This window comes from Streptomyces sp. NPDC015032, from assembly GCF_043080425.1.
GTDB lineage: Bacteria > Actinomycetota > Actinomycetes > Streptomycetales > Streptomycetaceae > Streptomyces.
The window spans coordinates 101,540-127,169 of sequence record NZ_JBIBVN010000022.1 but is presented as its reverse complement, the minus strand read 5'-3'; the positions used below and the strand labels follow the sequence as shown (position 1 = coordinate 127,169).

22 protein-coding genes are annotated in these 25,630 nt (G+C 67.6%); 10 read left to right on the top strand and 12 right to left on the bottom strand.

Annotated features, from left to right (window positions below; all coding sequences use genetic code 11):
• Positions 1–61 precede the first annotated feature (61 nt).
• The 5 genes from ACF08M_RS27070 to dnaA all read right to left on the bottom strand — a co-directional run bounded on the left by ACF08M_RS27070 (position 62) and on the right by dnaA (position 6,875).
• Positions 62–625, bottom strand: coding sequence for a DUF721 domain-containing protein (locus ACF08M_RS27070; RefSeq protein ID WP_392187874.1), 564 nt, complete (start codon positions 623–625; stop codon positions 62–64).
• A gap of 14 nt (positions 626–639) precedes the next feature.
• The gene (recF, locus tag ACF08M_RS27065) at positions 640–1,770 is read right to left on the bottom strand and encodes a DNA replication/repair protein RecF (RefSeq protein ID WP_392187860.1); all 1,131 of its coding nucleotides are present in this window, start codon (positions 1,768–1,770) and stop codon (positions 640–642) included.
• 90 nt (positions 1,771–1,860) lie between these two features.
• A complete protein-coding gene (gene gnd, locus ACF08M_RS27060; RefSeq protein WP_392187859.1) occupies positions 1,861–2,739 on the bottom strand; it encodes a phosphogluconate dehydrogenase (NAD(+)-dependent, decarboxylating) in 879 nt (292 codons plus the stop codon).
• Positions 2,740–2,869: 130 nt separating this feature from the next.
• Positions 2,870–4,000: a DNA polymerase III subunit beta gene (gene dnaN / locus ACF08M_RS27055; protein ID WP_392187858.1), complete on the bottom strand. Its 1,131-nt coding sequence runs from the start codon at positions 3,998–4,000 to the stop codon at positions 2,870–2,872.
• 1,066 nt (positions 4,001–5,066) lie between these two features.
• The gene (gene dnaA, locus ACF08M_RS27050) at positions 5,067–6,875 is read right to left on the bottom strand and encodes a chromosomal replication initiator protein DnaA (protein ID WP_392187857.1); all 1,809 of its coding nucleotides are present in this window, start codon (positions 6,873–6,875) and stop codon (positions 5,067–5,069) included.
• Positions 6,876–7,256: 381 nt separating this feature from the next.
• On the opposite strand from dnaA, the gene rpmH reads away from it, so the two are divergent.
• From rpmH to ACF08M_RS27005, 9 genes are all read left to right on the top strand, one after another.
• Entirely contained in the window at positions 7,257–7,394 is a 138-nt protein-coding gene (rpmH, locus tag ACF08M_RS27045) for a 50S ribosomal protein L34 (protein WP_030930485.1), read from the top strand.
• An 18-nt stretch (positions 7,395–7,412) separates the two neighbouring features.
• Entirely contained in the window at positions 7,413–7,784 is a 372-nt protein-coding gene (gene rnpA, locus ACF08M_RS27040; protein WP_073733243.1) for a ribonuclease P protein component, read from the top strand.
• A complete protein-coding gene (gene yidD / locus ACF08M_RS27035) occupies positions 7,781–8,140 on the top strand; it encodes a membrane protein insertion efficiency factor YidD (RefSeq protein ID WP_392187856.1) in 360 nt (119 codons plus the stop codon). Before rnpA ends, yidD begins: the two co-directional genes overlap by 4 nt.
• Before the next feature lie 3 nt (positions 8,141–8,143).
• Positions 8,144–9,409, top strand: coding sequence for a membrane protein insertase YidC (gene yidC / locus ACF08M_RS27030; RefSeq protein ID WP_392187855.1), 1,266 nt, complete (start codon positions 8,144–8,146; stop codon positions 9,407–9,409).
• A gap of 14 nt (positions 9,410–9,423) precedes the next feature.
• Positions 9,424–9,933, top strand: coding sequence for a R3H domain-containing nucleic acid-binding protein (locus ACF08M_RS27025; RefSeq protein WP_351783406.1), 510 nt, complete (start codon positions 9,424–9,426; stop codon positions 9,931–9,933).
• 101 nt (positions 9,934–10,034) lie between these two features.
• A complete protein-coding gene (gene rsmG / locus ACF08M_RS27020) occupies positions 10,035–10,751 on the top strand; it encodes a 16S rRNA (guanine(527)-N(7))-methyltransferase RsmG (RefSeq protein WP_392187854.1) in 717 nt (238 codons plus the stop codon).
• Between the two features lie 291 nt (positions 10,752–11,042).
• Positions 11,043–12,119, top strand: a complete 1,077-nt coding sequence (locus ACF08M_RS27015; protein ID WP_392187873.1) for a ParA family protein — start codon at positions 11,043–11,045, stop codon at positions 12,117–12,119.
• The gene (locus ACF08M_RS27010; RefSeq protein WP_392187853.1) at positions 12,116–13,216 is read left to right on the top strand and encodes a ParB/RepB/Spo0J family partition protein; all 1,101 of its coding nucleotides are present in this window, start codon (positions 12,116–12,118) and stop codon (positions 13,214–13,216) included. The genes ACF08M_RS27015 and ACF08M_RS27010 overlap by 4 nt, the downstream gene beginning before the upstream one ends.
• Before the next feature lie 305 nt (positions 13,217–13,521).
• Positions 13,522–14,139, top strand: coding sequence for a GNAT family N-acetyltransferase (locus ACF08M_RS27005; RefSeq protein ID WP_392187852.1), 618 nt, complete (start codon positions 13,522–13,524; stop codon positions 14,137–14,139).
• Between the two features lie 81 nt (positions 14,140–14,220).
• Here the strand turns inward: ACF08M_RS27005 and trxA are convergent, their stop codons facing one another.
• The 7 genes from trxA to ACF08M_RS26970 all read right to left on the bottom strand — a co-directional run bounded on the left by trxA (position 14,221) and on the right by ACF08M_RS26970 (position 23,847).
• Positions 14,221–14,553, bottom strand: coding sequence for a thioredoxin (gene trxA / locus ACF08M_RS27000; RefSeq protein WP_392187851.1), 333 nt, complete (start codon positions 14,551–14,553; stop codon positions 14,221–14,223).
• A gap of 44 nt (positions 14,554–14,597) precedes the next feature.
• The gene (gene trxB, locus ACF08M_RS26995; RefSeq protein WP_392187850.1) at positions 14,598–15,560 is read right to left on the bottom strand and encodes a thioredoxin-disulfide reductase; all 963 of its coding nucleotides are present in this window, start codon (positions 15,558–15,560) and stop codon (positions 14,598–14,600) included.
• A 131-nt stretch (positions 15,561–15,691) separates the two neighbouring features.
• The gene (locus ACF08M_RS26990) at positions 15,692–16,642 is read right to left on the bottom strand and encodes a hypothetical protein (protein WP_392187849.1); all 951 of its coding nucleotides are present in this window, start codon (positions 16,640–16,642) and stop codon (positions 15,692–15,694) included.
• Entirely contained in the window at positions 16,639–17,343 is a 705-nt protein-coding gene (gene sigM, locus ACF08M_RS26985; protein ID WP_392187848.1) for an RNA polymerase sigma factor SigM, read from the bottom strand. The genes ACF08M_RS26990 and sigM overlap by 4 nt, the downstream gene beginning before the upstream one ends.
• 158 nt (positions 17,344–17,501) lie before the next feature.
• Positions 17,502–19,220 (bottom strand): serine/threonine protein kinase, encoded by a 1,719-nt coding sequence (locus ACF08M_RS26980; RefSeq protein WP_392187847.1) that lies wholly within the window; start codon positions 19,218–19,220, stop codon positions 17,502–17,504.
• A 126-nt stretch (positions 19,221–19,346) separates the two neighbouring features.
• Positions 19,347–21,500 (bottom strand): murein biosynthesis integral membrane protein MurJ, encoded by a 2,154-nt coding sequence (gene murJ / locus ACF08M_RS26975; RefSeq protein WP_392187846.1) that lies wholly within the window; start codon positions 21,498–21,500, stop codon positions 19,347–19,349.
• A 49-nt stretch (positions 21,501–21,549) separates the two neighbouring features.
• A complete protein-coding gene (locus tag ACF08M_RS26970) occupies positions 21,550–23,847 on the bottom strand; it encodes a DUF6049 family protein (RefSeq protein ID WP_392187845.1) in 2,298 nt (765 codons plus the stop codon).
• A 183-nt stretch (positions 23,848–24,030) separates the two neighbouring features.
• Here ACF08M_RS26970 and ACF08M_RS26965 point away from each other — a divergent pair, with 183 nt between their 5' ends.
• The gene (locus tag ACF08M_RS26965; protein ID WP_392187844.1) at positions 24,031–25,473 is read left to right on the top strand and encodes a CCA tRNA nucleotidyltransferase; all 1,443 of its coding nucleotides are present in this window, start codon (positions 24,031–24,033) and stop codon (positions 25,471–25,473) included.
• Positions 25,474–25,630 lie beyond the last annotated feature (157 nt).

Genomic DNA, 25,630 nt, shown 5'->3' with positions numbered 1-25,630 from the left:
CGGGCCCATCCGGAACCCGGCCCCATTCTCCCCAAGAAGAGAAAAGCCCAGCTCAGAAGCGTCAGCCGTATGTATCGCCAGGCCCGGTGCTCCCCGGCGCCCGCAGCGGACCGAACCTGCGCTGCGGCCCCCCCGGCCCCAACACCTTGATCAGCCTCACCGTGCCGTGCCCCAGATCCGCGTTCAGCCGGGCCACCAGCTGAGGCGCCAGCAACCGCAGCTGCGTCGCCCACGCCGTCGAATCGCACTGCACCGTCAGCACCCGCTCGTCCGGATCCTCGTCGTACCGCAGCGGAACACAGTGATTCGCCAGATCTTCACCCACGATCTGCGGCCAGCGCCCCATCACCCCACCCACCGCGGCAGGCGTCTCCCAGCCACGCTCAGTGATCAGACGATTGATCGCAGCACCCAGCGGCAACGGATCCCGCCCATCCGCCCGTGCCCCGGAACGCAGCCCACCACCCCGCCTGGCCTGCTTCTTCTGCTGCGCCGCCGCACCACGCGCACGCGCCTGCTCCTTCGCCGCACGCAACGCCACCCTGGCCAGATCCACGCCCGACGGCTCCGGCCGCTTCCCTTCCCCCGAAGGCCCCTGAGACGGCTCCCCGGAAACCCCGGACACCTCGCCACGGCCGCTCACAGCCGCTCCACCTCACCCGCGGAGACCGCGTACCGCGTCCCCGCCAGAACCCCCGGAACATCGTCGTCCACCGCCGCCGTCACCAGCACCTGCTCACCCGGAGCCACCAACTCCGCCAGCCGCTCACGACGACGCGCATCCAGCTCCGCGAAGACGTCGTCCAGCACCAGCACCGGCTCATTGCCCTCGCTGCGCAGCAGATCGTACGAGGCCAGCCGCAGCGCCAACGCGTACGACCAGGACTCACCATGGCTCGCGTACCCCTTGGCCGGCATGCCCCGCAGCCCCAGCAGCAGATCATCACGGTGCGGACCGACCAGTGTCACCCCCCGCTCGATCTCCTGCTTGCGGGCATCCGCCAGAGCCGCGATCAGCTGCTCGTACAGCTCCTCACGGCCGTGCGCCGCAGCCACCCCCGCACCGACCGAACTCCGGTACTCCAACGCCACCGGACCACCACCCGGCGCCACATCCCCGTACGCCTTGTCGGCCAGCGGCTGCAGAGCGGCGATCAGGTCCAGCCGCTGCGCCAGCAGCTCCGCACCGACCCGGCCCAGATGCTGGTCCCACACATCGAGCGTGGACAGATCCATCGACCGGCCGCCGTGCCTGCGCGCCATCGCCGCCGACTTCAGCAGGGTGTTGCGCTGCTTCAGCACCCGCTCGTAGTCCGAACGCACTCCCGCCATCCGCGGCGAACGCGCCGTGATCAGCTCGTCGAGAAAGCGCCGACGCTCTCCGGGATCCCCCTTGACCAGCGCCAGATCCTCCGGCGCGAACAGCACCGTACGCACGATCCCCAGCACATCACGCGGCCTGACCTGCGACGACCTATTGATCCGGGCCCGATTCGCCCTGCCCGGATTGAGCTCCAGCTCGACCAGCTGTGAACGCTCGCCCTGCGTGACAGCGGCCCGGACGACAGCACGGTCCGCACCCATCCGCACCAGCGGCGCATCCGAGGAGACCCGGTGGCTGCCGAGCGTCGCAAGGTAGCCGACGGCCTCCACCAGATTCGTCTTGCCCTGACCGTTGGCCCCCACAAAAGCGGTGACGCCCGGATCGAGAGGTACCTCGACCCGGGCGTACGAGCGGAAGTCGGCCAGCGAGAGATGCGTGACATGCATGGGTGTGCGCCGACCTTCCCGGCTTCCTGCTCCGTGGTGCGGGTCGGACGCCCTGGTCCGGCCCGCTCCTCGTCGCGGCTACTTCTCGTTCTACTTCTTGTTCTCGACCGCGTGGCCACCGAACTGATTGCGCAGCGCGGCGATCATCTTCATCTGCGGGGAGTCGTCCTGCCGCGAGGCGAAACGCGCGAAGAGCGACGCCGTGATCGCGGGCAGCGGCACCGCGTTGTCGATCGCGGCCTCCACCGTCCAGCGGCCCTCTCCGGAGTCGGCGGCGAAGCCACGGAGCTTGTCGAGGTGCTCGTCGTCGTCGAGCGCGTTGACCGCCAGGTCGAGCAGCCAGGAACGGATGACCGTGCCCTCCTGCCAGGAGCGGAAGACCTCGCGCACATCGGTGACGGAGTCGACCTTCTCCAGGAGCTCCCAGCCTTCGGCGTAGGCCTGCATCATGGCGTACTCGATGCCGTTGTGGACCATCTTCGCGAAGTGGCCGGCGCCGACCTTGCCCGCGTGGACGGAACCGAAGTCGCCCTCGGGCTTCAGCGCGTCGAAGACCGGCTGGACCTTCGCCACGTTCCCGGCGTCGCCGCCGTACATCAGCGCGTAGCCGTTCTCCAGGCCCCAGACACCGCCGGAGACACCGCAGTCCACAAAGCCGATGCCCTTGATTCCCAGCTCGACCGCGTGCTTCTCGTCGTCCGTCCAGCGGGAATTCCCGCCGTCCACGACGATGTCACCGGGCGAGAGGAGGCCGGCCAGCTCGTCGATGGTGGCCTGGGTCGGGGCACCGGCCGGCACCATCACCCAGACGACCCGGGGTCCCTTCAGCTTGCCCACGAGCTCTTCGAGGCTGTGGACATCGGAGACATCCGGGTTCCGGTCGTAACCGATGACGGTGTGGCCTGCGCGGCGGATGCGCTCGCGCATGTTGCCGCCCATCTTGCCGAGGCCGACGAGACCGAGCTCCATCAGAGATTCCTTAAGCGTTGTGCCGATTCGTACCCACAGCCGAGCCTACGCCCGGCCGGGGACAGACCGACGGGCATGCTCGGCGCCGAGCGTGCCCGTCGGAAGCTGCCGATGCGGGACGGAAGCCGGATCAGCCGGAGAGGCGCACCGGCATGATCAGGTACTTGTACGCCTCGTCCGCCTCGGCATCCACGGCCGGACGACCGCTGAGCAGTGCGGGCTTGGTGGACGTCGTGAAGGAAAGCTGGGCGACCGGGGAGTCGATCGCGCTCAGGCCGTCCAGCAGGAAGGTCGGGTTGAAGGCGATCGAGATGTCGTCGCCCTCCAGCACCGCGTCGACCCGCTCCACAGCCTGTGCGTCGTCGCTGGAACCCGCCTCCAGGATCAGCACACCCTGCTCGAAGCTGAGCCGCACCGGAGTGTTCCGCTCGGCTACGAGGGCCACACGCTTGACGGCCTCGACGAACGGAGCGGTCTCGATGACCGCGACCGAGTTGAACTCGGTGGGGAACAGCGTGCGGTACTTCGGCAGATCACCTTCGAGCAGTCGCGTGGTCGTGCGCCGGCCCGCTCCCTCGAAACCGATCAGCCCCTCGCCGGCGCCCGATCCGGACAGCGCCAAGGTCACCGTGTCACCGCTGGTCAGGGCCTTGGCGGTGTCCAGCAGGGTCTTGGCGGGCACCAGGGCGACGGCCGAGGCATCCGGGTTCTCCGGCTTCCAGAGGAACTCGCGGACCGCGAAGCGGTAGCGGTCGGTGGAGGCCAGGGTGACGGTCTCGCCCTCGATCTCGATACGGACACCGGTCAGGACCGGCAGCGTGTCGTCACGGCCGGCGGCGATGGCGACCTGGGCGGCGGCCGAGGCGAAGACCTCACCGGGAACCGTGCCGGTCGCGGTCGGCATCTCCGGCAGCGCCGGGTACTCCTCCACAGGAAGGGTGTGGAGTGTGAATCGCGAGGAGCCGCAGACCACGGTCGCCCGTACACCGTCTGTGGAAATCTCCACCGGCCGGTTGGGAAGAGCGCGGCAGATGTCGGCGAGCAGGCGGCCGGAGACCAGCACCATGCCGTCCTCCTCGACCTCCGCGTCCACCGAGACCCGGGCCGAGACCTCGTAATCGAAGCTGGAGAAGCTGAGGGCGCCGTCCTCAGCCTTCAGCAGAAGGCCCGCAAGAACGGGCGCCGGCGGACGGGCCGGGAGGCTACGGGCCACCCAGGCCACAGCCTCCGCGAGTACATCGCGCTCCACCCGGATCTTCACCGGAACCGCCTCCTGCTGTTGCTCGCTCGCCCTGCTGGCCTTCGTCGTCTGATCGGGTCTCCCACCGATGACAGCGGGAGGACGCCGGGGTCCAGTCTGACGTACGGCACCGACACTCGGTGCTGCTCGGGGTCAAGTCGCGACAAGAGGCCCGGAGCGCTCCGGCGCCGAGTTGTGCACAGGTCCCACTTCGAAGCGGATTCCGGGCTAACTCTAGGTGGCAGTAGTAGTAGGGCCTGTGGAAACCGTGGATAACGTCGTCTTCGCAGGTCAGGCCTCGTTTTTTGTCCACCGACCCTGTGGGCGGCACCAGTGGACAACCCGGCGCTTCTGTGGACACACGAAAGTTCTGCACACCCGATACACAGGACAGGGGGGTTTCTCCCCAGGGCTGTCCCCAGCTTTACCCAGGTTCCCCACAGCTCAACCAACCCTCCCGGTGTGACGCCTTTCACTCGGCGCAGTGAAAGGCGGCGTCGCGTTGCCGAACAGTGGACAGAGGTGTGGAGAAGCGCGAGGAAGCTGGGGACAACACGGGCCGGGCTGTGGGCCGCCGGTGGACAACAGCATCGGCCCCCTGTGGACGAATACTTTGTCCACAGGCTGTGGATCATTGTTGACCACAAATCCCCAGGCCCTTGACCTGGCCTGATGGAGTATCGGCAGTCGCCCCTGTGGAAGCAATATGGACAACTTCCGGATCCCCAGGCTGTGGAAGGGAAAATCTCCCCAGATCTGTGGAGAACGGACGGCCGGCGGCAGGTATTCGAACACCGCGACCGCTCCGAAGGCTCGAAGGCAGGCTTCGAAGGGCGTCGGAACGGGTCCCAGAGGGACGTCGGAACGGTTTTCGGAGGGGTGGCAGGGCTTCGGAGGGGGCTTGGGATGGGGCGGCAGGGTTTCGAAGAGGGCTCCGGCGGAGCTTCGGAGCGTGCTTCGCGGCTCCGGACGGGAATCGGAGCGGGCTTCGCGGCTCCGAAGAGGCTCCGGACAATGGAGAAGGGCGTCCGAGGAACCCGGTGAAGGTTCCTCGGACGCCCTTGCGGCACGGAGCGCGGACGCCCCGTCAGCCGTTCTTGATGCGGTTGGTGAGCTCGGTGACCTGGTTGTAGATGGAGCGCCGCTCCGCCATCAGCGCGCGGATCTTCCGGTCCGCGTGCATCACCGTCGTATGGTCGCGGCCGCCGAACTGCGCCCCGATCTTGGGCAGTGAGAGATCGGTCAGTTCCCGGCAGAGGTACATGGCAATCTGGCGGGCCGTCACCAGGACCCGGCTGCGCGAGGTTCCGCAGAGATCGTCCACCGTCAGGCCGAAGTAGTCCGCGGTCGCCGCCATGATGGCCGTCGCCGTGATCTCGGGAGCCGAGTCCTCGCCTCCCGGGATCAGGTCCTTCAGCACGTGCTCGGTCAGCCCCAGGTCGACCGGCTGGCGGTTGAGACTGGCGAAGGCCGTGACCCGGATCAGCGCCCCCTCCAGCTCCCTGATGTTCCGGGAGATACGGGAGGCAATGAACTCCAGCACCTCCGGAGGGGCGTTGAGCTGCTCCTGGACCGCCTTCTTGCGGAGGATCGCGATCCGCGTTTCCAGCTCCGGCGGCTGCACATCGGTGGTCAGACCCCACTCGAAGCGGTTCCGCAGCCGGTCCTCCAGAGTCACCAGCTGCTTGGGCGGCCGGTCCGAGGACAGCACGATCTGCTTGTTGGCGTTGTGGAGCGTATTGAAGGTGTGGAAGAACTCCTCCTGCGTCGACTCCTTGCTCGCCAGGAACTGGATGTCGTCGACCAGCAGGATGTCCACGTCGCGGTAGCGCTTGCGGAAGGTGTCGCCCTTGCCGTCGCGGATCGAGTTGATGAACTCGTTGGTGAACTCCTCGGAGCTCACGTACCGCACCCGGGTGCCCGGGTAGAGGCTGCGCGCGTAGTGCCCGATGGCATGCAGGAGGTGGGTCTTGCCGAGTCCGGATTCCCCGTAGATGAAGAGCGGGTTGTACGCCTTGGCGGGTGCTTCGGCGACCGCGACCGCCGCGGCGTGCGCGAAACGGTTGGAGGCGCCGATGACGAAGGTGTCGAAGAGGTACTTCGGATTCAGTCGGGCCGCCGGCTCGCCGGGCCCTGGCGTGGGGGCGGGCTGTGCGCCCATCGGCCCGGAGGCGCCGCCGGGCCGCCCGGTGCCGGCACCACCGGGCCGGTGCTGGGCCTGGGGATCCTGCATGTCGTGGCGCTCGGGGCGCTGCTGCTCGTAACTCTGGCGCTCGGGCGGCTGCGGCCGGTAGTCGTGCTGCGGCTGCTGGGGACGCCCGCCGGTGTAAGGCTCGCGCCACTGGTCCGCGGAGGTGTCGCGGTCCTGGAATCCGCCGAGCCGGGGCTGCTGCCAGGAGAGATCCTCCTGGGTGCGCGGCCACGCACCGGGGTCGGGGCGCTGCTGCTGGTAGTCGGGGTAGGCGGGCCGGGCGGTCGGCATGCCGTCGTCCGAGGGCCGGTGCCCGTATCCGTCGTACGCGTCGTTGTGCTGACGCTCATCGTGCTGCGGTCCCTGATAGCGGTGCTGCTGTGGCTGCGGGGACTGGTGCATCGGGGGGGCGGGCGGGTTCGGAGGTTCGCCCGCGGAGTCGTCGACGGTGATCGCGATGCGGATCGGGCGGCCGCATTCGCGGCTCAGTGTCTCGCTGATGAGCGGCGCGAGCCGGCCTTCCAGCACGCGCTTGCCCCATTCATTGGGGACGGCGAGCAGCGCCGTGTCGGCGACCAGCGCGAGGGGCTGGCAGCGCTCGATCCACTGCTTGTCCTTCGGTTCGATGCCCTGCTGGCCCTCCCCGAGGAGTTGCTCCAGCACTCGCGGCCACACTGCGGCAAGATCGGCAGGTACGTCAGCCACAAGGCACGCTCTCTCGCTGGTCCCACGAATGTGTGGTTCTCGGGACGGGATGGTTCGGGATGGGTGAGGACCGGCAGGCAGGAAGAAAAAGAACCGGGGTTCAGCCACGGTAGTCAGGCCGACCCGCGTGGTTCAAGTCGTTGTCCACAGCCTGTGCACAGTGCGGGGCGTGGTAGGGCTGGTTTGACCGGATGGCGTAGCCGCGCGTACCGTGGCCAGGTCGAGTTGTCGATGGCTGCTGCCGCCTGCCTCCGATGGGCAAAGATCACGATCTGTGATTGTGAAGCGGTGCACTAGAGCGTTTACGCGAGTCTCTCGTGGGCGCACGGTGACAGCCAGGCGATGTCCCGCCAACACACGAGTCATTTCTGGAGCCCCCGAGTGAGCAAGCGCACCTTCCAGCCGAACAACCGTCGTCGCGCGAAGACCCACGGCTTCCGGCTGCGGATGCGCACCCGTGCCGGCCGCGCGATTCTCGCGTCCCGCCGTGGCAAGGGTCGCGCCAACCTGTCCGCCTGATCGCTTACAGGTCATGACGTGCTGCCTACCGAGAATCGGCTGAGGCGGCGCGAGGACTTCGCGACCGCAGTACGTCGAGGACGCCGGGCCGGCCGCCCGCTACTCGTCGTTCATCTACGCAGCGGTGCAACGGACCCGCACGTGACTGGGGAGACTGCTCCCCCGCCGCGTGCGGGTTTCGTTGTCAGCAAAGCCGTGGGTGGAGCGGTTGTACGCACAGCGGTGAAGCGCAGGCTTCGCCACCTGGTCCGCGAACGGCTTGCCCTGCTGCCCCCCGGTAGCCTGGTTGTCGTACGAGCGCTGCCCGGAGCGGGCGACGCCGACCATGAACAGCTGGCCCGAGACCTGGACGCCGCACTGCAACGGCTGCTGGGAGGGGGCGCGCGATGAAGTACCCGCTGCTGGCTCTCATCAAGCTCTATCAGTGGACGATCAGCCCACTTCTCGGGCCTGTCTGCCGTTACTACCCGTCGTGTTCCCACTATGGATATACGGCGATCGACCGGCACGGAGCGATCAAGGGAACCGCGCTGACGGCTTGGCGCATCCTGCGATGCAATCCGTGGTCACCCGGCGGCGTGGACCATGTTCCACCACGCAAACGTCCGCGCTGGCACGAACTGCTGCGTCATGCCATGCGCGGTGGCAAGGGCGGGGACTCCGCCGCTGATGTGCCTTCTCGGGGAGCGTCCTTTGAATCCCCGAGCCCGGCCGCAGAGACTTCGCCCAATGCTCAAGGAGCCTGATTAGTGGACACGATTGCCAGTCTGTTCAGCTTTATCACCTGGCCCGTTTCATGGGTCATCGTCCAGTTCCACACGTTGTACGGGGCGATCTTCGGTGACAACACGGGGTGGGCCTGGGGTCTGTCCATCGTGTCCCTGGTGGTGCTGATCCGGATCTGCCTGATCCCGCTTTTCGTCAAGCAGATCAAGTCGACCCGCAACATGCAGGTGCTCCAGCCGAAGATGAAGGCGATCCAGGAGCGCTACAAGAGCGACAAGCAGCGTCAGTCCGAAGAGATGATGAAGCTGTACAAGGAGACGGGTACCAACCCGCTCTCCTCGTGCCTTCCCATCCTGGCGCAGTCGCCCTTCTTCTTCGCCCTGTATCACGTGCTGTCGGCCATTGCCTCGAACAAGAAGATCGGTGTCATCGACCAGTCGCTGCTCGACAGCGCCCGTCAGGCACACATCTTCGGTGCTCCGCTTGCTGCCAAGTTCATGGACAGCGAAGCGACGGTCCGGGCGCTCGGTGCCTCGCTGACCGATGTCCGGGTCGTCACCGCCGTCATGATCGTGATGATGTCGGCGTCGCAGTTCTTCACCCAGCGCCAGCTGATGACGAAGAACGTCGACCTGACGGTCAAGACGCCGTACATGCAGCAGCAGAAGATGCTGATGTACATCTTCCCGGTGATCTTCGCCGTCATGGGTGTCAACTTCCCCGTCGGTGTCCTCGTCTACTGGCTGACCACCAACGTCTGGACCATGGGTCAGCAGATGTACGTGATCAACCAGAACCCGACGCCGGGCAGCAAGGCGCAGGATCAGTACCTGGGACGCCTGCTGAAGAGCGTCACCGTGCATGGTGAGGTTCGCGGCAGGACCCGGCGCAACATGATCAAGCGGATCGTGTCCAAGGGCCCGGACCGCAATGACATCGAGCGGAAGTTCATCACGGGACTGGCCAAGCTGGGGTTCGCCGCCCAGGAGGACGGCACGGTGATCAAGAGCGAGACCGCTCTTGCCGAGTCCGAGGGCGGAGCCGCGCAGCGGCGTCAGCAGCCCAAGCGCCAGACCAAGGCTCAGCGTCAGACCGGTGCCGCGCAGCAGGCGGGGGCCAAGGATGCTGATTCCACCGAGTCGGGTTCCGAGGCATCCCTGCAGAAGCGGGACACATCGCAGGACGAAAAGCCCAAGCCGGCGGGCAAGCCCGCGTCCGGCTCCTCACGCCAAGCCAAGTCCGGACAGCGCAAGGGCCCGCAGCGGCCCAAGCACCCGTCCAAGAAGTAAGAAGGAGTCCATCCGTGACGGAAGGCACCACCTCCACGGCCGCTGAGGGCAGCGACACCTTGACCCGCCTTGAGCAGGAGGGCGAGATCGCAGCGGACTACCTCGAGGGTCTGCTCGACATCGCCGACCTCGACGGTGACATCGACATGGATGTCGAGGCGGACCGGGCCGCGGTCTCGATCATCAGTGACTCGGCGCGTGATCTGCAGAAGCTCGTGGGCCGCGACGGTGAGGTGCTGGAGGCGCTCCAGGAGCTGACGCGGCTCGCTGTGCACCGGGAGACCGGTGACCGCAGTCGTCTGATGCTGGACATCGCGGGGTTCCGGGCCAAGAAGCGGGCCGAGCTGGCCGAGCTGGGTGCCAAGGCCGCGAACGAGGTCAAGAGCACCGGTGAGCCGGTGAAGCTGGACCCGATGACGCCGTTCGAGCGCAAGGTTGTACACGATGCGGTTGCGGCCGCTGGTCTGCGCAGCGAGTCCGAGGGCGAGGAGCCGCAGCGCTTCGTCGTCGTTCTCCCGGCCTGACCGGACCCTTGTTCCGTCGGCCCCGTCTGTTCGCAGGCGGGGCCGATCTTTGTCAGCCTGATAGTCAGCCACGCACAGTGCGGTACGGAAGGACGGTTCCCGTGACGGCGGAAGTAGAGCTTCCCCAGGCGCCCGAAGGGGCGCGGGAGGTTTTCGGCGAGTTCTTCCCGGAGGCTGTCCGGTACGCGGAACTGCTGGCGGATGCCGGCGTGAAGCGGGGGCTGATCGGTCCGCGCGAGGTGCCGCGGCTGTGGGAGCGGCACCTGTTGAACTGCGCGGTGCTCTCCGAGGTGGTGCCCGAGGGCGTCTCGGTCTGCGATGTGGGCTCCGGCGCGGGCCTTCCGGGTATTCCGCTGGCGTTGGTGCGTCCGGATCTCAAGATCACCTTGTTGGAGCCCTTGCTCCGGCGGACGAATTTCCTTCAGGAAGTCGTCGAGCTGTTGGGACTGAACCATGTGACGGTCGTGCGTGGTCGGGCCGAGGAGGTCCTGGGGACGCTTCAGCCGGTTCACGTTGTTACGGCTCGGGCTGTGGCTCCGCTCGACCGGCTGGCCGGCTGGGGTGTTCCGCTGCTGCGTCCGTACGGAGAGATGCTGGCGCTCAAGGGGGACACCGCCGAGGAGGAGGTCGTCGGTGCACGGGCGGCCTTGAGCAAGCTCGGTGTGGTGGAGACCGAGGTGCTGCATGTCGGAGAGGGCATCGTCGATCCGATGTCCACGGTGGTGCGTGTAGTGGTCGGAGAGAGTCCGGGCGGTGTGAGGTTCGCCGCAAAGAGGGCCAAGGCCGCGCGGACGAGCCGTACGAGGCGTCGTCGCTGACACATCCAGTCACGCTGCGGAATCGATCGCTACATGCGGTTTGTGCCGTCTGCGGTGATGTTCCCGGCAAGCAGTCATACGTGCTCCATGCGGAGTGTCGTGCCCCCGCAGCTACGCTGCGGGGGCATCGTGTTTCACGTGAAACGTCGCTCTCTGCTGCATGGGATCATCAGCCGCGGCCGCGTGGCTGCCGCGCCGCGGCATCGCAGCCCCGTTAGGGCTATGGAGTTGTCCACAGAAGTGGATTCATCCACAGAAGAGCGGGCCTCGCTGGTTCACGACCCCGAAAGCATGGCAGGCTCTGTTCATTGCGAGCCTGAAGTCGAGGAGAGTGAATCCTTGCGGTCCGACGCCAACATCGCGGGACCGATGACCGATCCGGTCCCCGGTCCCCGAACCGAATCGGCGGGGGAGGGTGTTTCACGTGAAACACCGCCGCCGATGGATGACACACCCATCGGTCGTGCGGCCCAGCTGGCGGTCGAGGCCCTCGGCCGCGCCGGCGAGGGCATGCCCCGTCCTGACCGGACGCGCATCATGGTGGTGGCCAATCAGAAGGGTGGGGTGGGCAAGACGACCACGACGGTCAACCTTGCTGCCTCGCTCGCGCTTCACGGCGCACGTGTTCTGGTGGTCGACCTCGACCCGCAGGGGAACGCCTCCACGGCCCTGGGCATTGATCACCATGCCGAAGTCCCCTCCATCTATGACGTCCTGGTGGAGAGCAGGCCGCTCTCCGAGGTGGTTCAGCCTGTTCCGGATGTCGAAGGTCTCTTCTGTGCCCCCGCCACCATCGATCTCGCCGGTGCGGAGATCGAGCTGGTGTCGCTGGTGGCGCGGGAGAGCCGCCTGCAGCGGGCGATCCAGGCGTATGAGCAGCCCTTGGATTACATCCTGATCGACTGCCCGCCTTCGCTCGGTCTGCTGACGGTCAATGCCATGGTCGCCGGTGCCGAGGTGCTGATCCCTATTCAGTGCGAGTACTACGCGCTGGAGGGACTGGGGCAGCTGCTGCGCAACGTGGACCTGGTGCGGGGGCATCTCAACCCCGACCTCCATGTGTCGACGATTCTGCTCACCATGTACGACGGCAGGACCAGGCTCGCTTCGCAGGTCGCGGAGGAGGTGCGCAGCCACTTCGGTAAGGAGGTCCTGCGGACGAGTATTCCGCGGTCGGTGCGGATTTCCGAGGCACCGAGCTACGGGCAGACCGTGCTGACCTATGACCCGGGTTCGAGTGGGTCGTTGTCGTACCTCGAAGCGGCGCGTGAGATCGCGCTGCGAGGTGTTGGGGTGCAGTACGAGGCCCAGCATGCCCACACGGGCAGTGGGAACAGCCAGCAGAACATTTCGGAGGGGATTCAGTGAGTGAGCGTCGAAGAGGGTTGGGGCGTGGGCTGGGTGCCCTGATCCCCGCCGCTCCGCAGGAGAAGCAGGTGCCGTCCACGGGGATGGGCTCGGCCTCTTCCGGGGCAGGCCCGGTCTTGACAGCAGACCGTGGGGTGGCTGCTGCGAAGGTGGCGGGCCTCGCGTCTGCTCCGGTTGTGCCGGAGCCGAGTGCGCCGGTTGCGGAGCCGGAGGCGGCAGCAGTATCGGTGGGAGCCACCGGGGCATACTTCGCCGAGATTCTTCTCGGCTCCATCACGCCCAATCCGCGTCAGCCCCGTGAGGTGTTCGACGAGGACGCGCTTGCCGAGTTGGTGACCTCCATCAAGGAGGTGGGTCTTCTCCAGCCCATTGTCGTGCGGAAGACGGGGCCGGAGCGCTACGAGCTCATCATGGGTGAGCGGCGCTGGAGGGCGTGCCGCGAGGCGGGTCTGGAGCGGATCCCGGCCATCGTCCGGGCCACGGACGACGAGAAGCTGCTCCTGGACGCACTTCTGGAGAACCTTCACCGGGCTCAGCTGAATCCGTTGGAGGAGGCGGCCGCGTACGACCAGCTGCTCAAGGACTTCAAGTGCACGCATGACCAGCTGGCTGACCGGATCGGGCGTTCCCGACCGCAGGTGTCCAACACCTTGCGTCTGCTGAGGCTCTCGCCTCCGGTACAGCGCAGGGTTGCGGCCGGGGTGCTGTCGGCCGGTCATGCGCGGGCGCTGTTGTCCGTGGACGACTCGGAGGAGCAGGACAAGCTGGCTCATCGCATTGTGGCCGAAGGACTTTCGGTGCGTGCGGTCGAGGAGATCGTGACCCTCATGGGTTCCGGGCCCACAAGCCCTGGAAAGGCCAAGGGGCCGCGGGCCGGCGGGCGGGTGTCACCGGCGTTGTCCGATCTTGCTTCCCGGCTCTCGGACCGTTTCGAGACCAGGGTGAAGGTCGACCTCGGACAGAAGAAGGGAAAGATCGTCGTCGAGTTCGCATCGATGGAGGATCTTGACCGCATTCTCGGCAGTCTGGCTCCGGGCGAGGGGCGCGTGCTGGACCAGGCACCGTCTGAGGATTCCGCTGAGGGCGACGAGGACTGACGTCTGCCGGATGAGCTGCAGGGCGGGCTGCGTTCCGGTGGATACGGGAACACAGCCCGCCCTTTGCGTTCTCTCGGTGTCGGCTCTATCCCTGGGTGGATACGATGCGTTCTGGTATGGCACATCCGTTGCGAGCCGCCTCGGCGAAGGAGGGCTATGCGATCGGTGAGCCGCAGCCGACTGGTGACAGTGGGGCTGGGCGTGGGGGCTGCTGCCGGAGGGTTTGTCGGCAGCGTGCTCCCGGGACGGAGTGCACTGACTGCCGCACGTGATGTGGCGGGCGAAGGAAGCGAGGAACAGCCTTCATGGGGCGCCGGCTCGTACCGCTCACCCTGGACAACCTTTCCGATCTCCCGAAGCGTTGCCGCTCGTGCGTCTTCTGGGAGCTTGATCCGGTCAGCGGCGAGGCTGCGGTAAAGGCAGGAACGCCGGGGCTGGAAAAAGAGGCATGGATCTCGGCCGTTCTGCTGGAGTGGGGTTCGTGCGGCCGTGTTGTCTATGTCGATGATGTGCCGGTGGGCTTTGTTCTCTATGCGCCACCGGCCTACGTTCCGCGCTCGACTGCCTTTCCCACCAGTCCCGTCTCCCCCGATGCCGTGCAGTTGATGACTGCCTGGATCATGCCGGGGTACCAGGGGCAGGGACTGGGCCGGGTCATGGTGCAGACCGTCGCCAAGGACCTGCTGCGTCGGGGATTCAGAGCGATCGAGGCTTTCGGCGATGCCCGGTGGAAGGAGCCTGCCTGCGTGCTTCCCGCGGATCATCTCCTCGCGGTGGGATTCAAGACCGTACGGCCGCATCCCGTCCATCCGCGGCTGAGACTGGAACTTCGGGCGACGCTCTCCTGGAAGGAGGACGTCGAGCTGGCGCTGGACCGGTTGCTGGGTGCCGTCCAGAAGGAGCCGGCGCTGCGGCCGCTGTGATCCCAGGGCCCAGGGGTCATACGAAACGGGTCCATCCCCTTGGGGACGGACCCGTTTCACGTGAAACAACGGGCAACAGCCCTACTCGCTGATGAAGCCTTCGAGGTCCCGGAGGAGCGCGGCCTTCGGCTTGGCACCCACGATGGTCTTGGCGACCTCGCCGTCCTTGTAGACGTTCAGGGTCGGGATGGACATGACGCCGTACTTGGCGGCCGTGGCCGGGTTCTCGTCGATGTTGAGCTTGACGACCTCGATCTCGTCGCCGTGCTCGGCGGCGATGGCCTCCAGGGAAGGCGCGATCTGGCGGCACGGACCGCACCAGGCGGCCCAGAAGTCCACCAGCACAGGCTTCTCGCTCTTCAGGACGACCTCGTCGAAGGAGTCGTCAGTCACATGCTTCAGGTCGCCGGCCACGGCGGCCTCCTTAACTTCTTGGGGTGTGGGGTGAGGGGTGTGGATCAGACGGTGGCCGCGGCGGCGTTCTCGTCGTCGGCGAGCGCAGCGAGGAAGCGCTCGGCGTCGAGAGCGGCCGAGCAGCCCGTGCCGGCAGCGGTGATGGCCTGCCGGTAGGTGTGGTCGACAACATCACCGGCGCCGAAGACACCGGTCAGATTGGTGCGCGTCGAGGGAGCGTCGACCTTGAGGTAGCCCTCGTCGTCGAGTTCGAGCTGTCCCTTGAAGAGCTCGGTGCGCGGGTCGTGGCCCACCGCGATGAACAGGCCGGTCACCGCGAGCTCGGACGTCTCGCCGGTCTTGGTGTTCCGGAGGGTCAGCCCGGACAGCTTCTGCTCACCATGTACTCCGGCGACCTCGCTGTCCCAGGCGAACTTGATCTTCGGGTCGGCGAAGGCACGGTCCTGCATGGCCTTGGAGGCACGCAGCGAGTCACGGCGGTGGACGATGGTGACGGACTTGGCGAAGCGGGAGAGGAAGGTCGCCTCCTCCATCGCGGTGTCGCCGCCGCCGATCACTGCGATGTCCTGGTCCTTGAAGAAGAAGCCGTCACAGGTCGCGCACCAGGAGACGCCGCGACCGGAGAGAGCGTCCTCGTTGGGCAGGCCCAGTTTGCGGTGCTGCGAGCCGGTCGTCACGATGACGGCCTTGGCACGGTGCACCGTGCCGGCTGTGTCGGTGACCGTCTTGATGTCGCCGGTGAGGTCCACGGAGATGACATCGTCGGGGACGAGCTCCGCGCCGAAGCGCTCGGCCTGGGCGCGCATGTTGTCCATGAGCTCGGGGCCCATGATCCCGTCCTGGAAGCCCGGGAAGTTCTCCACGTCGGTGGTGTTCATCAGCGCACCGCCGGCGGTGACGGCGCCTTCGAACACCAGCGGCTTCAGCGAGGCGCGTGCGGTGTAAAGGGCGGCGGTGTAGCCCGCGGGGCCGGAGCCGATGATGATCACGTTACGGACGTCGCTCACGGGTTTCTTCCTCGTCTCTGCAGACTGCCTACTGTCACGCCTACTGGGGTGGTTCAACGGCTCTCACCCCACCCAACGGATCCTACGGGGGATGCATTCCCGACGTGCCGGGGCCGCGTCCGGCGCGATTCTCAGGGGCGTGCGTAGGCGCGGGTCAGCAGTAGCTTCCCCTTGGACGCGGGCTTTTCCCGGACGCAGGCCGCGTCGATGACATACGCCTGGACGCGGGTCGCGTCGGAGGGGTGCGGCAGGACGACGAGGAAGGCATCCGCGCCCTCGTAGGTGCCTTCTGCCATGGCGAGGGCCGCCGTCGTCCGCCCGATGCCCTGCTCCACGCAGAGGGGGACGGACACGGCGGGTGCGCGCAGCGGTGTTCGAGGCGACTCGGATCCGGGAGAGTCGCTCTTGGGCGTCGATTGAATGTCGACGGACGGCGGCGCCTTCTTCTCGGTGCTGGTGCCGTTCGTACGCGGTGGCTCCGTGCCCCCGCTCAGAAGGAGCGTCTGGACCCGGCCTTCGAGGGTGGAGGCCGAGAAGGTTTCTGCACCTTTCGCTGCGGAGCTGGAGCCTCGGTCCGCCGCCTTGAGGGCGGCATCCTCCTGGGACGGCTGGACGCTCTGCAGCATGAAGACGCCCACACCGACCACAGCTGCGCCGAGAGCGGTGCCGAGCACGGCTGTGCGGCGGCGCCGGGCCGGCCGACGGCCGGGACCGGTGGTGGCCCGGGGACGCCCGGCAGGACGGTCGGGCAGACCGGGCTCCGCTTCCGTCTTGCGTGCCGCAGAGGGTTCTGTTTCACGTGAAACATGCACTGTTCCGACGGGCGCCGCAGTACTGAGAGCCTCGGCGGCGAGCGCGGCGTCGAGACGGTCTGCGACATCGTTGGGCATGTGCTGAGGCGTGGGCATGGTGCCGAGCAGCTCACGGATCTCCATGAGTGAGGCATGGACATTGCTGCAGAGCTCGCAGCCGTCCACATGACTGCGTACCTCTGCCGCATGTGACGGCGGGAGCAGCCCCTCCGTGAGATCGGAGATCTCCGAGATGTCCGGGTGCCGGCTCGTGTCGGTCGTTGATGTCATGCGCGCCCACCTCCGCCCTTCACTGCAGCAGGATCGCTTGTACCGGCGTCCCTCGGCCCCGATGCGGGTGGGACGGATGCGGGAGGCGTCCGGTTCCTTCCCGCGTCGGGTTCCCCGGCCCCTGTGCCCTCACTGCGGAGGTGAGTGAGCAGAGGGGCCAGCCGGGCTCTGCCCCGCGCGCAGCGACTCTTCACGGTGCCTGTCGGTACGTCGAGGATGTGGGCCGCTTCGGCCACGGGGTATCCCTGCATGTCCACGAGGACCAGAGCGGCACGCTGTTCGGCGGGGAGCGTGGCGAGTGCGGCCAGGAGTTCGCGGTTCAGGTCCCGGCGCTCCGCCGGGGCTTCCGCGGACTCGTGCGGTTCAAGGAGCTGGTCGAATCGTTCGGTGTCATCGACCGGCGAGGTCTTGCGGGTGGCTGCCTTGCGGATCCGGTCGAGGCAGGCGTTGACGGTGATGCGGTGCAGCCAGGTGGTGACGGCGGACTGGCCGCGGAAGGTATGGGCGGCCCGGAAGGCGGAGACCAGCGCATCCTGGACGGCGTCGGCGGCTTCCTCGCGGTCGCCCAGGGTCCGCAGTGCCACGGCCCACAGCCGGTCACGGTGGCGTCGTACGAGCTCGCCGAAGGCGTCGGGTTCACCGGCCACATGGCGAGCGAGGAGGTCTGAGTCGCTGAGTGGTTCCGACGGCTCGGCGGCCACCTCCCCCTCCCTCCCTCTCTCTGCGTCAAGGTGCGTCTGTCTATCACGATTCGAGTGAGCAGGGGCAGTGGGCGGCAGGGCGCACCGCACGGGATCGTGCCGGACGGCCGGCCGGTGTGCGAAAGGCCGGTGGGACCCCCCCCCACCGGCCTTTCGCGTCAGCCGAGTACCGAGATCTCCGAGATTCCGCCGCGGAAGCCGTCGGACGTCCCGTCCGACGGAAGCTCCGTGATGTGGATCAGCACGTAGCGGGTCCGTACGGGCTTGGCGAGGGACTCCTTCAGCTCGCCCCCCACTGTTCCGAGCTTGGTGAGGCGCTCAGAGAAGTCCGAGAGCGACGACGGGGTGGAGGCGTTCGCGTCGGCCGCGAGCACTTCGGCCTTCTGCCCACCGCGGAACATCTCGACCTTGATGCCCTTGACATCCTGAACACTGCCCAGATCGACGACGATGCCGCTGCCGTCCCGGCGGTTCGAGATGTTGCCGAAGTTGGCGTAGCCCCGATAGCGGTAAGTGACCCAGGCGGTACTCGCATCGCCGTCGACGGCCTTCGGCGCGTCCTCCGGCTTCATCCCCGAACCGCTGGGCATGAACTCCGTCGCACCGGTTATCCGCAGCGGCTTGAGCGGGGCCGGAGCCTTGTTGTCCTCGTTCTTCGGGGTCGTCTGCGTGGTGTCGTTGCTCCCGGAGTCGTTGTTGCGGTCGAGGAGCGTCTCGGCGAGCTGCCAGCTGCCGAGGCCCAATGCGGCGATGAGCAGCGCGGACACCGCCCACTTGAGGACCTTGCCGGTGCGGCTCTGGAGCGGTGCCGGGGGCACGGTGATCACGGGCTGCGTGGTGACGCCGGGGGCCGTGGGCGGGCGCCCGTAGGTGCCTTGCTGGTAGGTCGTGCGCTGGTACTCCGGGGGCGCCGTGAAGGTGGGCTCCGGAGGACGGATGCGGGGCATCGCGGCAACGGCCTTGGCCAGTTCGTCCGGGGTGGTGCACGGCTGCTCCTGCCGGGAGGCAGTGGCACCGTCGTTGGCGAGTGCGCGCATGGCGATCTCGGACAAGCCGCGGTGGACACCAGCCCGTACCTGGTCGGGGGCGATCAGCCCCACTCCCTTGGGCAGACCGGACAGACCATAGGCATCGGTCTCGTACGGCCAGCGCTGGGTCAGCGCGGCGTAGAGCAGGGCGCCGATCGCCTCGGTGTCCGCGCGCTGCGGGCTGTCGGAGGTGATGCCCCGCAGCGCGGCGTTCACCGCGAGGCCGCGGATCCGGTACTGCCCGGTCGAGCTTCGCAGCACCGCGCCCGGGGTCAGCCTCAGATGTGCGAGCCCCTCGCGGTGCGCGGCTGCCATGGCCTGGGAGACCTGGCTGACGAGCTGGTACGCGTCGTGTGCGTCCATCGGTCCTGCGGCCAGCAGAGAGGTGAGCTCGGTGGCGTCGGGGAGCCATTCATGGACGACGTAGACGAGGTCGTTCTCCTCCACCGCGTCGAGCACCTGCACGAAGCGCGGGTCGCCGAGCAGTGCGGAGGAGCGGGCCGCGGCCAGCACGGAGCGGGCTCGCGGGTGGTCTGCGGGAAGCAGATGTACGCCCACCGCACGGCGCAGCTTTTCATCGACTGCGCGCCAGCTGCTGAACCCGTCCAGACGGGTGACGCACTCCTCGAGCCGGTAGCGTCTGGCAAGTTTGTGTCCGCTGTGCAGATCAGGGCTCGGCAGAGCGGTCTCGGAGCTGATGCGCTCACCGTCCGTTTCCTGCGGCTCTGTGCCCGTTGTGTCCTGCGCTTCCGCCGTCCCGTCGGTCGTGGCCTCGTCCGCCTTGGCGGCCAGCGGCTCATCACCGCTGTTGTCGGCCACGTCGACGGCAGCCGTGCTACGTTCCGCCACCGTCGTTCCTGCCTCCCCATCCGTTGCGCGATGCCAGCCAGCCCTGCACAGTCACGCCAATTGTGCCCACACTCCGGCGCTATGCACGACACGCAAGGGGCGGTGATGGTTGTGCGGCTGTGATCCTCAGCGCCCCAGCCGCCCTCGGACCATGCCGACCATGCCGTTGATCTCTTCGATCCGCATCCGCTTGGCGGCGACGAAGAAGACGCCCAGCAGAACGGCCCCGCCGCAGATCAGCGCGACGAGTGATCCGAAGGCGCCTTCGCCGAGTCCCTTGAGAACAGCGAATCCGACACCGCCACCGAGCGCCGCCGCCGGGATGGCGGCCAGGCACAGACGAGCGTAGGTGCGTACGACGTGGGAGCCGTCCAGATCGCCGCCCAGCCGGTTGCGCAGCCGTCGCCAGGCGATGCCCACGCCGACGGCGTACGCGAGCCCGTACGAGGCGGCCATGCCGACCACGGCCCACTGAGCCGGCAGGACCACATAGCAGAGGGCCGAGGCGGCCGCGTTGACCGCGGCGACGATGACCGTGTTGTAGAAGGGCGTGCGGGTGTCCTCGTAGGCGTAGAAGCCTCGCAACACCACGTACTGCACGGAATACGGGATCAGACCGAGACCGAAGGCCATGAGGATGAAGCCCATGGACCGGGCCGCTTCGGTGCCCGCGGAGGCGTACATCAGGGTGCACATCGGCAGGCCGAGGGCAAGGAACATGAAGGCCACCGGCACGATCGCCACGGCCGAGTTGCGCAGCCCCTGAGAGATGTCGTCGCGTACGGCGCCCGGGTCGTCGTCGTGGGCGGCGCGGGAGATGCGGGGCAGCAGGGCCGCCATGACCGACACGGTGATGATTGCCTGCGGCATGCCCCAGATGAGCTGGGCGTTGGAGTACGCGAGGAAGCCGGCGCCGTCCTTGCCGGACAGCTTGCCCGCCGACGTCGCGAGCTGGGTGACGACGAGCACACCCGCCTGGTTGGCCAGCACGAACAGGACGGTCCACTTGGCCAGCTTGACCGTCTTGCCGAGCCCGTGTCCCTTCCAGTCGAAGCGCGGGCGGAAACGGAAACCGGCCTCGCGCAGATACGGGATCATGGCCAGGGACTGGACGATCAGGCCGAGCAGGGTGCCGATGCCCAGGAGCCGGACGCCCTCCGGCGGGATCGTCTGGACCCCCATCTGGGATTCGGCGGAGGTGCCGTAGACCCAGATGAACATGCCGAACGTGAAGATCATGACGATGTTGTTGAGGACCGGGGTCCACATCATCGCGCCGAACCTGCCGCGGGCGTTGAGGATCTGGCCCATCACGACGTGCACGCCCATGAAGAAGATGGTCGGCAGGCAGTACCGGGCGAACGTCACGGCGACGCTGTTGGCGGCCGTGTCCCGGGCGATCGTCGGCGACATCATGTGGATCAGCAACGGAGCGGCGAAGACCGCGAGCGTGACGATCACCCCGAGCGCGACCATCACGAGGGTCAGCAGCCGGTTGGCGTAGGCCTCGCCGCCGTCCTCGTCGTCCTTCATGGACCGGACGAGCTGGGGGACGAAGACCGAGTTCAGCCCGCCGCCGACGGTGAGGATGTAGATCATCGTCGGCAGCGTGTACGCGATGGTGAAGCTGTCGCCGAGCAGCGCCGCGCCCAGCGCGGCGGTCATCACCAGGCTGCGGACGAAGCCGGTGAGCCGGGACACGAGCGTGCCGGCCGCCATCACGGCACTGGACTTCAGCAGGCCGGAGGCCCGGCCGCCGGACTTGGGCGGCGCGGGCGCCGGAGCCGGCCCGGCCGGGACGGGCGAGGAACCCGCCTGGCCCTCCTGGTCCCGGAACAGGTGCGCGAAGGCGTCCGGCTGCTCACGGTCGTCGGACGCCTGGCTGACAAGTTCGTCGACCCCGACGAACTGGGTGGTCGCCGGATTGTCGCCGTACGGCAGGTGCCGCGACGGCCCGTCGGGCTCCGGCGGTGGGGTCTGTGCCCAGATACGCGGATCGGGTGCGTGCTGCGCCGCGGGCGGCTGCTGGTAGAGCGGCTGGGGCTGCTGGTAGGTGCCGGGGGGCGGCGGCGGGTGTGCGGCGCGGTCGTAGAGCGCCTCGGTCACCGGGTCCTGGACGGAAAGATCCTGGGCCCGGTAGGGGTCGTAGTCGTACGTGGACTGAAGGTACGGATCGGGCGTCGGTGCATACTGGTCCGGCCCGGGAGGGGCCGGGGGGCCACCCGAAGACCCGGCTCCGCCCGCACCCTGACCGCGGTCATTGTCGTACGGCGCGTTCATCGAAACCCCACCTCATCGTCCCCGGCCGACCGGCCGCGACAGACATCGCTCAACGTTCCACTTTCTCACCCGGGTCCGACGGTGCCCCGCTTTCCGGACCGGTGTCCGGCGTCGGGTCACTCGGCTGCCCGGGATCACTGCCGTCGCCGCCGGCCGCGCCTGCGGCGTTGGCCCGCTTGCGCTGGGTGTACATCCTGATGCCTGCGAGGACCAGAAGCAGCAGCCCGCCGGCGATCACCAGCAGCACGGTCGGGGTGAGCTCGGAGACCTTCACGGTGAACGTCATCTCTCCGCCGTACGGAGTGCCGTCCTCGGTGTAGAGCTGTGCGGTCATCTGCACCTGGCCGTTGATGTTGGCCGCGGCGTCGAACTTCACGGACTGGCTGTGGCCGCCGGCGATACGGATCGGCTGCTCCGCCACGGCTCCGCCGTCGTTGAGCTTGAGCCGGGTCGCGTTCTCCGACTTCAGCCGGAGGACCAGGTGGTCCACGCCCTGCAACAGCCTGTTCTGCACGGTCACGGGGATCGTGGCGCTGCGGCCGGACAGAGTGACGTCCGACTTCGAGATGAGCTGGACCTCGTTGATGAGGCCCTGCAGATAGGTGCGTACCGAGTCCCGGTACTGCTGGGCCTCCAGCGGCTTGCCACGCCACGATGTCGACATGGACCGGTTGATCGCATTGCCGAAGGGGGTCACTACCCGCTCGGGGTGGGTGAGGATGACCTGGAAGCCGTTGAGCGAGACCTGGGTGGACCTGATGTCCTGGAAGGCCTGGGTGGGCAGCTCCTGGCTGCGGAGCTTCTTCGGGTACTGGGAGGATCCGGGGACGCTGGTCGTCGCGTCCGCGTCGGGCTTCGCCTCGGACGCTTCCACGAGCCCGAGGGGCTGGGTCCAGCGTTCGTCGTCGAGGGCGTGCAGGGCGTGGGCCATCGACTGGGCCTGGGCGACCGTCGGCATCCGCTGCGGTGCGACGACGATGCTCCGTTCCTCGTCCGTGTCCTGATCGGCCAGCGCGAGGGTCTGCGCGAGGAACTTCTGCACGGCGAGGGTGGACTTCCCCGCCTTTGACATATCGCCCTGGAAGGCGGTGGAGAGCCGGGCGTCGGCGACCACGGCGGTGGTACCGCCGCCGATGGGACGGGCCGAGGTCGGCGTGTACGGCAGACTGTCGCTCTCCTGGAAGCTGTCGCTGCGGGCGATCACGTTGTGGGCGCCGGCCGAGGTGGCGACATCGACGATCGACGGGTCGACCGCCCCGTCGACGGGCCAGGCGAAGTCGGTCGACGGCTTCACGTGCAGGATGGTCTGCACAGTGGTCCCGGCCACATCCGTGGCGGTCTGCAGGTGGCTGAGAGTGCCCGAAACGTTCTTGCCACGGTGGGCGAGGGACGCCAGATCAGGGTCGGCGAAGGGCAGCGCGACGACTTTGCCGTCGGATACCGCGGCCTCCAGCGAGGTGAGCCACTCCTTGGCGACGGCCTGGTTCTTCCCGGCGACCGTGGTGTCGCCGGACTTCACGCGGTAGTTCCCCGTCATCGCGTCGACGCTGGCCAGCAGATCCGGGTCGATCACCCAGGTCACGGGCAGCTGGCTGCCCAGCGAGACCAGCTGTTCGAGGCGCCCTCCGGGCGCGAGTTCGGCGGCCAGGTCGTCGTTCGCGAACACGGGTGTCTGCTGATCGTCGGAGCCGGTTTCGGCGGTGACGTGGGGCGATGCGATGAGCGGCCAGAGATAGGTGACCTTTGTCCTGGAGTCGCGCTCCTTCTCCTGCCAGGGCAGGAAGGTGCGCTGGATCCCCAGCACCTGGTCGTACCGGGCCCGGGAGGTCTGCCCGGACAGTGAGACACCGAGCTGGTAGACGCCGTCGTCGCCGAGCCCCAACTTGCCGACCGGGACGGACAGCGTGAAGTCCTGGCTGATTCCGGAAGGGAGCTTTGCGAGTTTGACCGCGTACTTGCCGCCGAGCGGGGCGGGGTCGCTGCCGGGGACGTACGCGGTGCGCTTGGCAGCGGTGTCGATCGACGTCCTGCCGTAGAGCCTCGGGCCCACTCGCAGGTCGACCTCCGCCTGTGTGATCGTCTCCTTGCCCCGGTTGGTCACGGTGCCGGAGACGGTCAGTGTGTCCCCCTTGACCGGGGCGCTCGGAGCGACGGTGTTCAGGGACACATCGACCATGCCGGAGCCGGTGGGGGCCTTGGCCGTCCCGCCGGCCTGTGCGGCGGATGCGGTGGGCCCGGCCAGTAGAGCCGCGACGAGCGGTGCCCCGATGATCAAGGCGGCTGTGCGCCGCAGCCACCGGCGGCCAGGAGAGGGACCGATCCCCTGAATGTCTGCCGCCTCGGCCACGCGCCTACCCGTCCCTCGTCGTCGTCAGCTGGTGTCGATGGTTGTCGGTTGCTGCGTCCCCGCATGGTAACGATGTGCGCGGGCATCAAGTGCCTGGGAGTCCGCTACATGATCGGAAGAGTCTCGCAGGACGGGACGAAACCAGGACGACCGGGCCGGTCCGGGCACGTACCCTTTTCAGTTGTGTCGAACGCCAATGAAGACAGCTCCAGTGCCCTGACCCAGGTGCAGCACCGCGCAGTCAGTGAACTGCTGCGGGTGTCACCGGTCGCCGACGATCTCGCCCGCCGTTTCAAGGATGCCGGATTCAGTCTCGCTCTGGTCGGCGGCTCGGTCCGGGACGCGCTGCTCGGCAGGCTCGGGAACGACCTGGACTTCACGACCGACGCCCGCCCCGAGGCCGTCCTGAAGATCGTCAGGCCGTGGGCCGATTCGGTGTGGGAGGTCGGGATCGCCTTCGGCACCGTGGGTGTCCAGAAGGACGGCTACCAGATCGAAGTCACCACATACCGGTCGGAGGCGTACGACAGGACCTCGCGCAAGCCCGAGGTGTCCTACGGCGACTCCATCGAGGAAGACCTCGTCCGTCGTGACTTCACGGCCAACGCGATGGCCGTCGCGCTTCCTCAAAAAGACTTCGTCGACCCCCACGGCGGCCTTGAGGACCTGGCCCAGCGGGTGCTGCGCACCCCCGGCACACCTGAGGAATCCTTCTCCGACGACCCCCTGCGCATGCTGCGTGCCGCTCGATTCGCCGCACAGCTGGACTTCGATGTCGCTCCTGACGTGGTCGCGGCGATGACGGAAATGGCCGCGCGCATCGAGATCGTCTCCGCCGAGCGGGTCAGGGAGGAACTGAACAAGCTGCTGCTCTCCGCCAACCCCCGCAAGGGTCTGGCGCTGCTCGTCGACACGGGTCTGGCGCAGCAGGTGCTGCCGGAGCTCCCGGCCCTGCGTCTGGAGAGTGACGAGCATCACCGTCACAAGGATGTCTACGAGCACTCGCTGACCGTTCTTGAGCAGGCGATCGACTTGGAGGAGGACGGCCCCGATCTGGTTCTGCGCCTTGCCGCTCTCCTTCATGACATCGGCAAGCCGAGGACGCGGCGCTTCGAGAAGGACGGGCGCGTCTCGTTCCATCACCACGAGGTGGTGGGCGCCAAGATGGTCAAGAAGCGGATGACCGCGCTCAAGTACTCCAACGACACGGTCAAGGACGTCTCGAAGCTCGTGGAGCTTCATCTGCGCTTCCATGGTTACGGTGACGGTGAGTGGACCGACTCCGCGGTGCGCCGGTATGTGCGTGATGCGGGCCCGCTGCTGGAGCGGCTGCACAAGCTGACCCGTTCGGACTGCACCACGCGGAACAAGCGCAAGGCCGCTGCCCTCTCACGGACCTATGACGGGCTCGAGGAGCGCATCGCGCAGTTGCAGGAGCAGGAGGAGCTGGATGCCATCCGGCCCGACCTGGACGGCAACGAGATCATGAAGACCCTGGGTGTCGGCCCGGGGCCGGTGATTGGCAAGGCCTATGCGTTCCTGTTGGAGCTGCGGCTGGAGCATGGGCCGATGGGGCATGACGTGGCGGTCGAAAAACTCAAGAAGTGGTGGGTCGCGCAGAGCTGAGGCCGCTGAAGGCTCGATCGGCACGAACCGGGAACGGGGGGCGGTCATGTTTCACGTGAAACATGACCCCCCCCCGGCGGGGGGGGGGGGGGGTTTGCCGGGGAAAACACCCCCCCCCCCCCCGAACACCCCCAAAAGCCCCCCCCGGGGCCCCCGC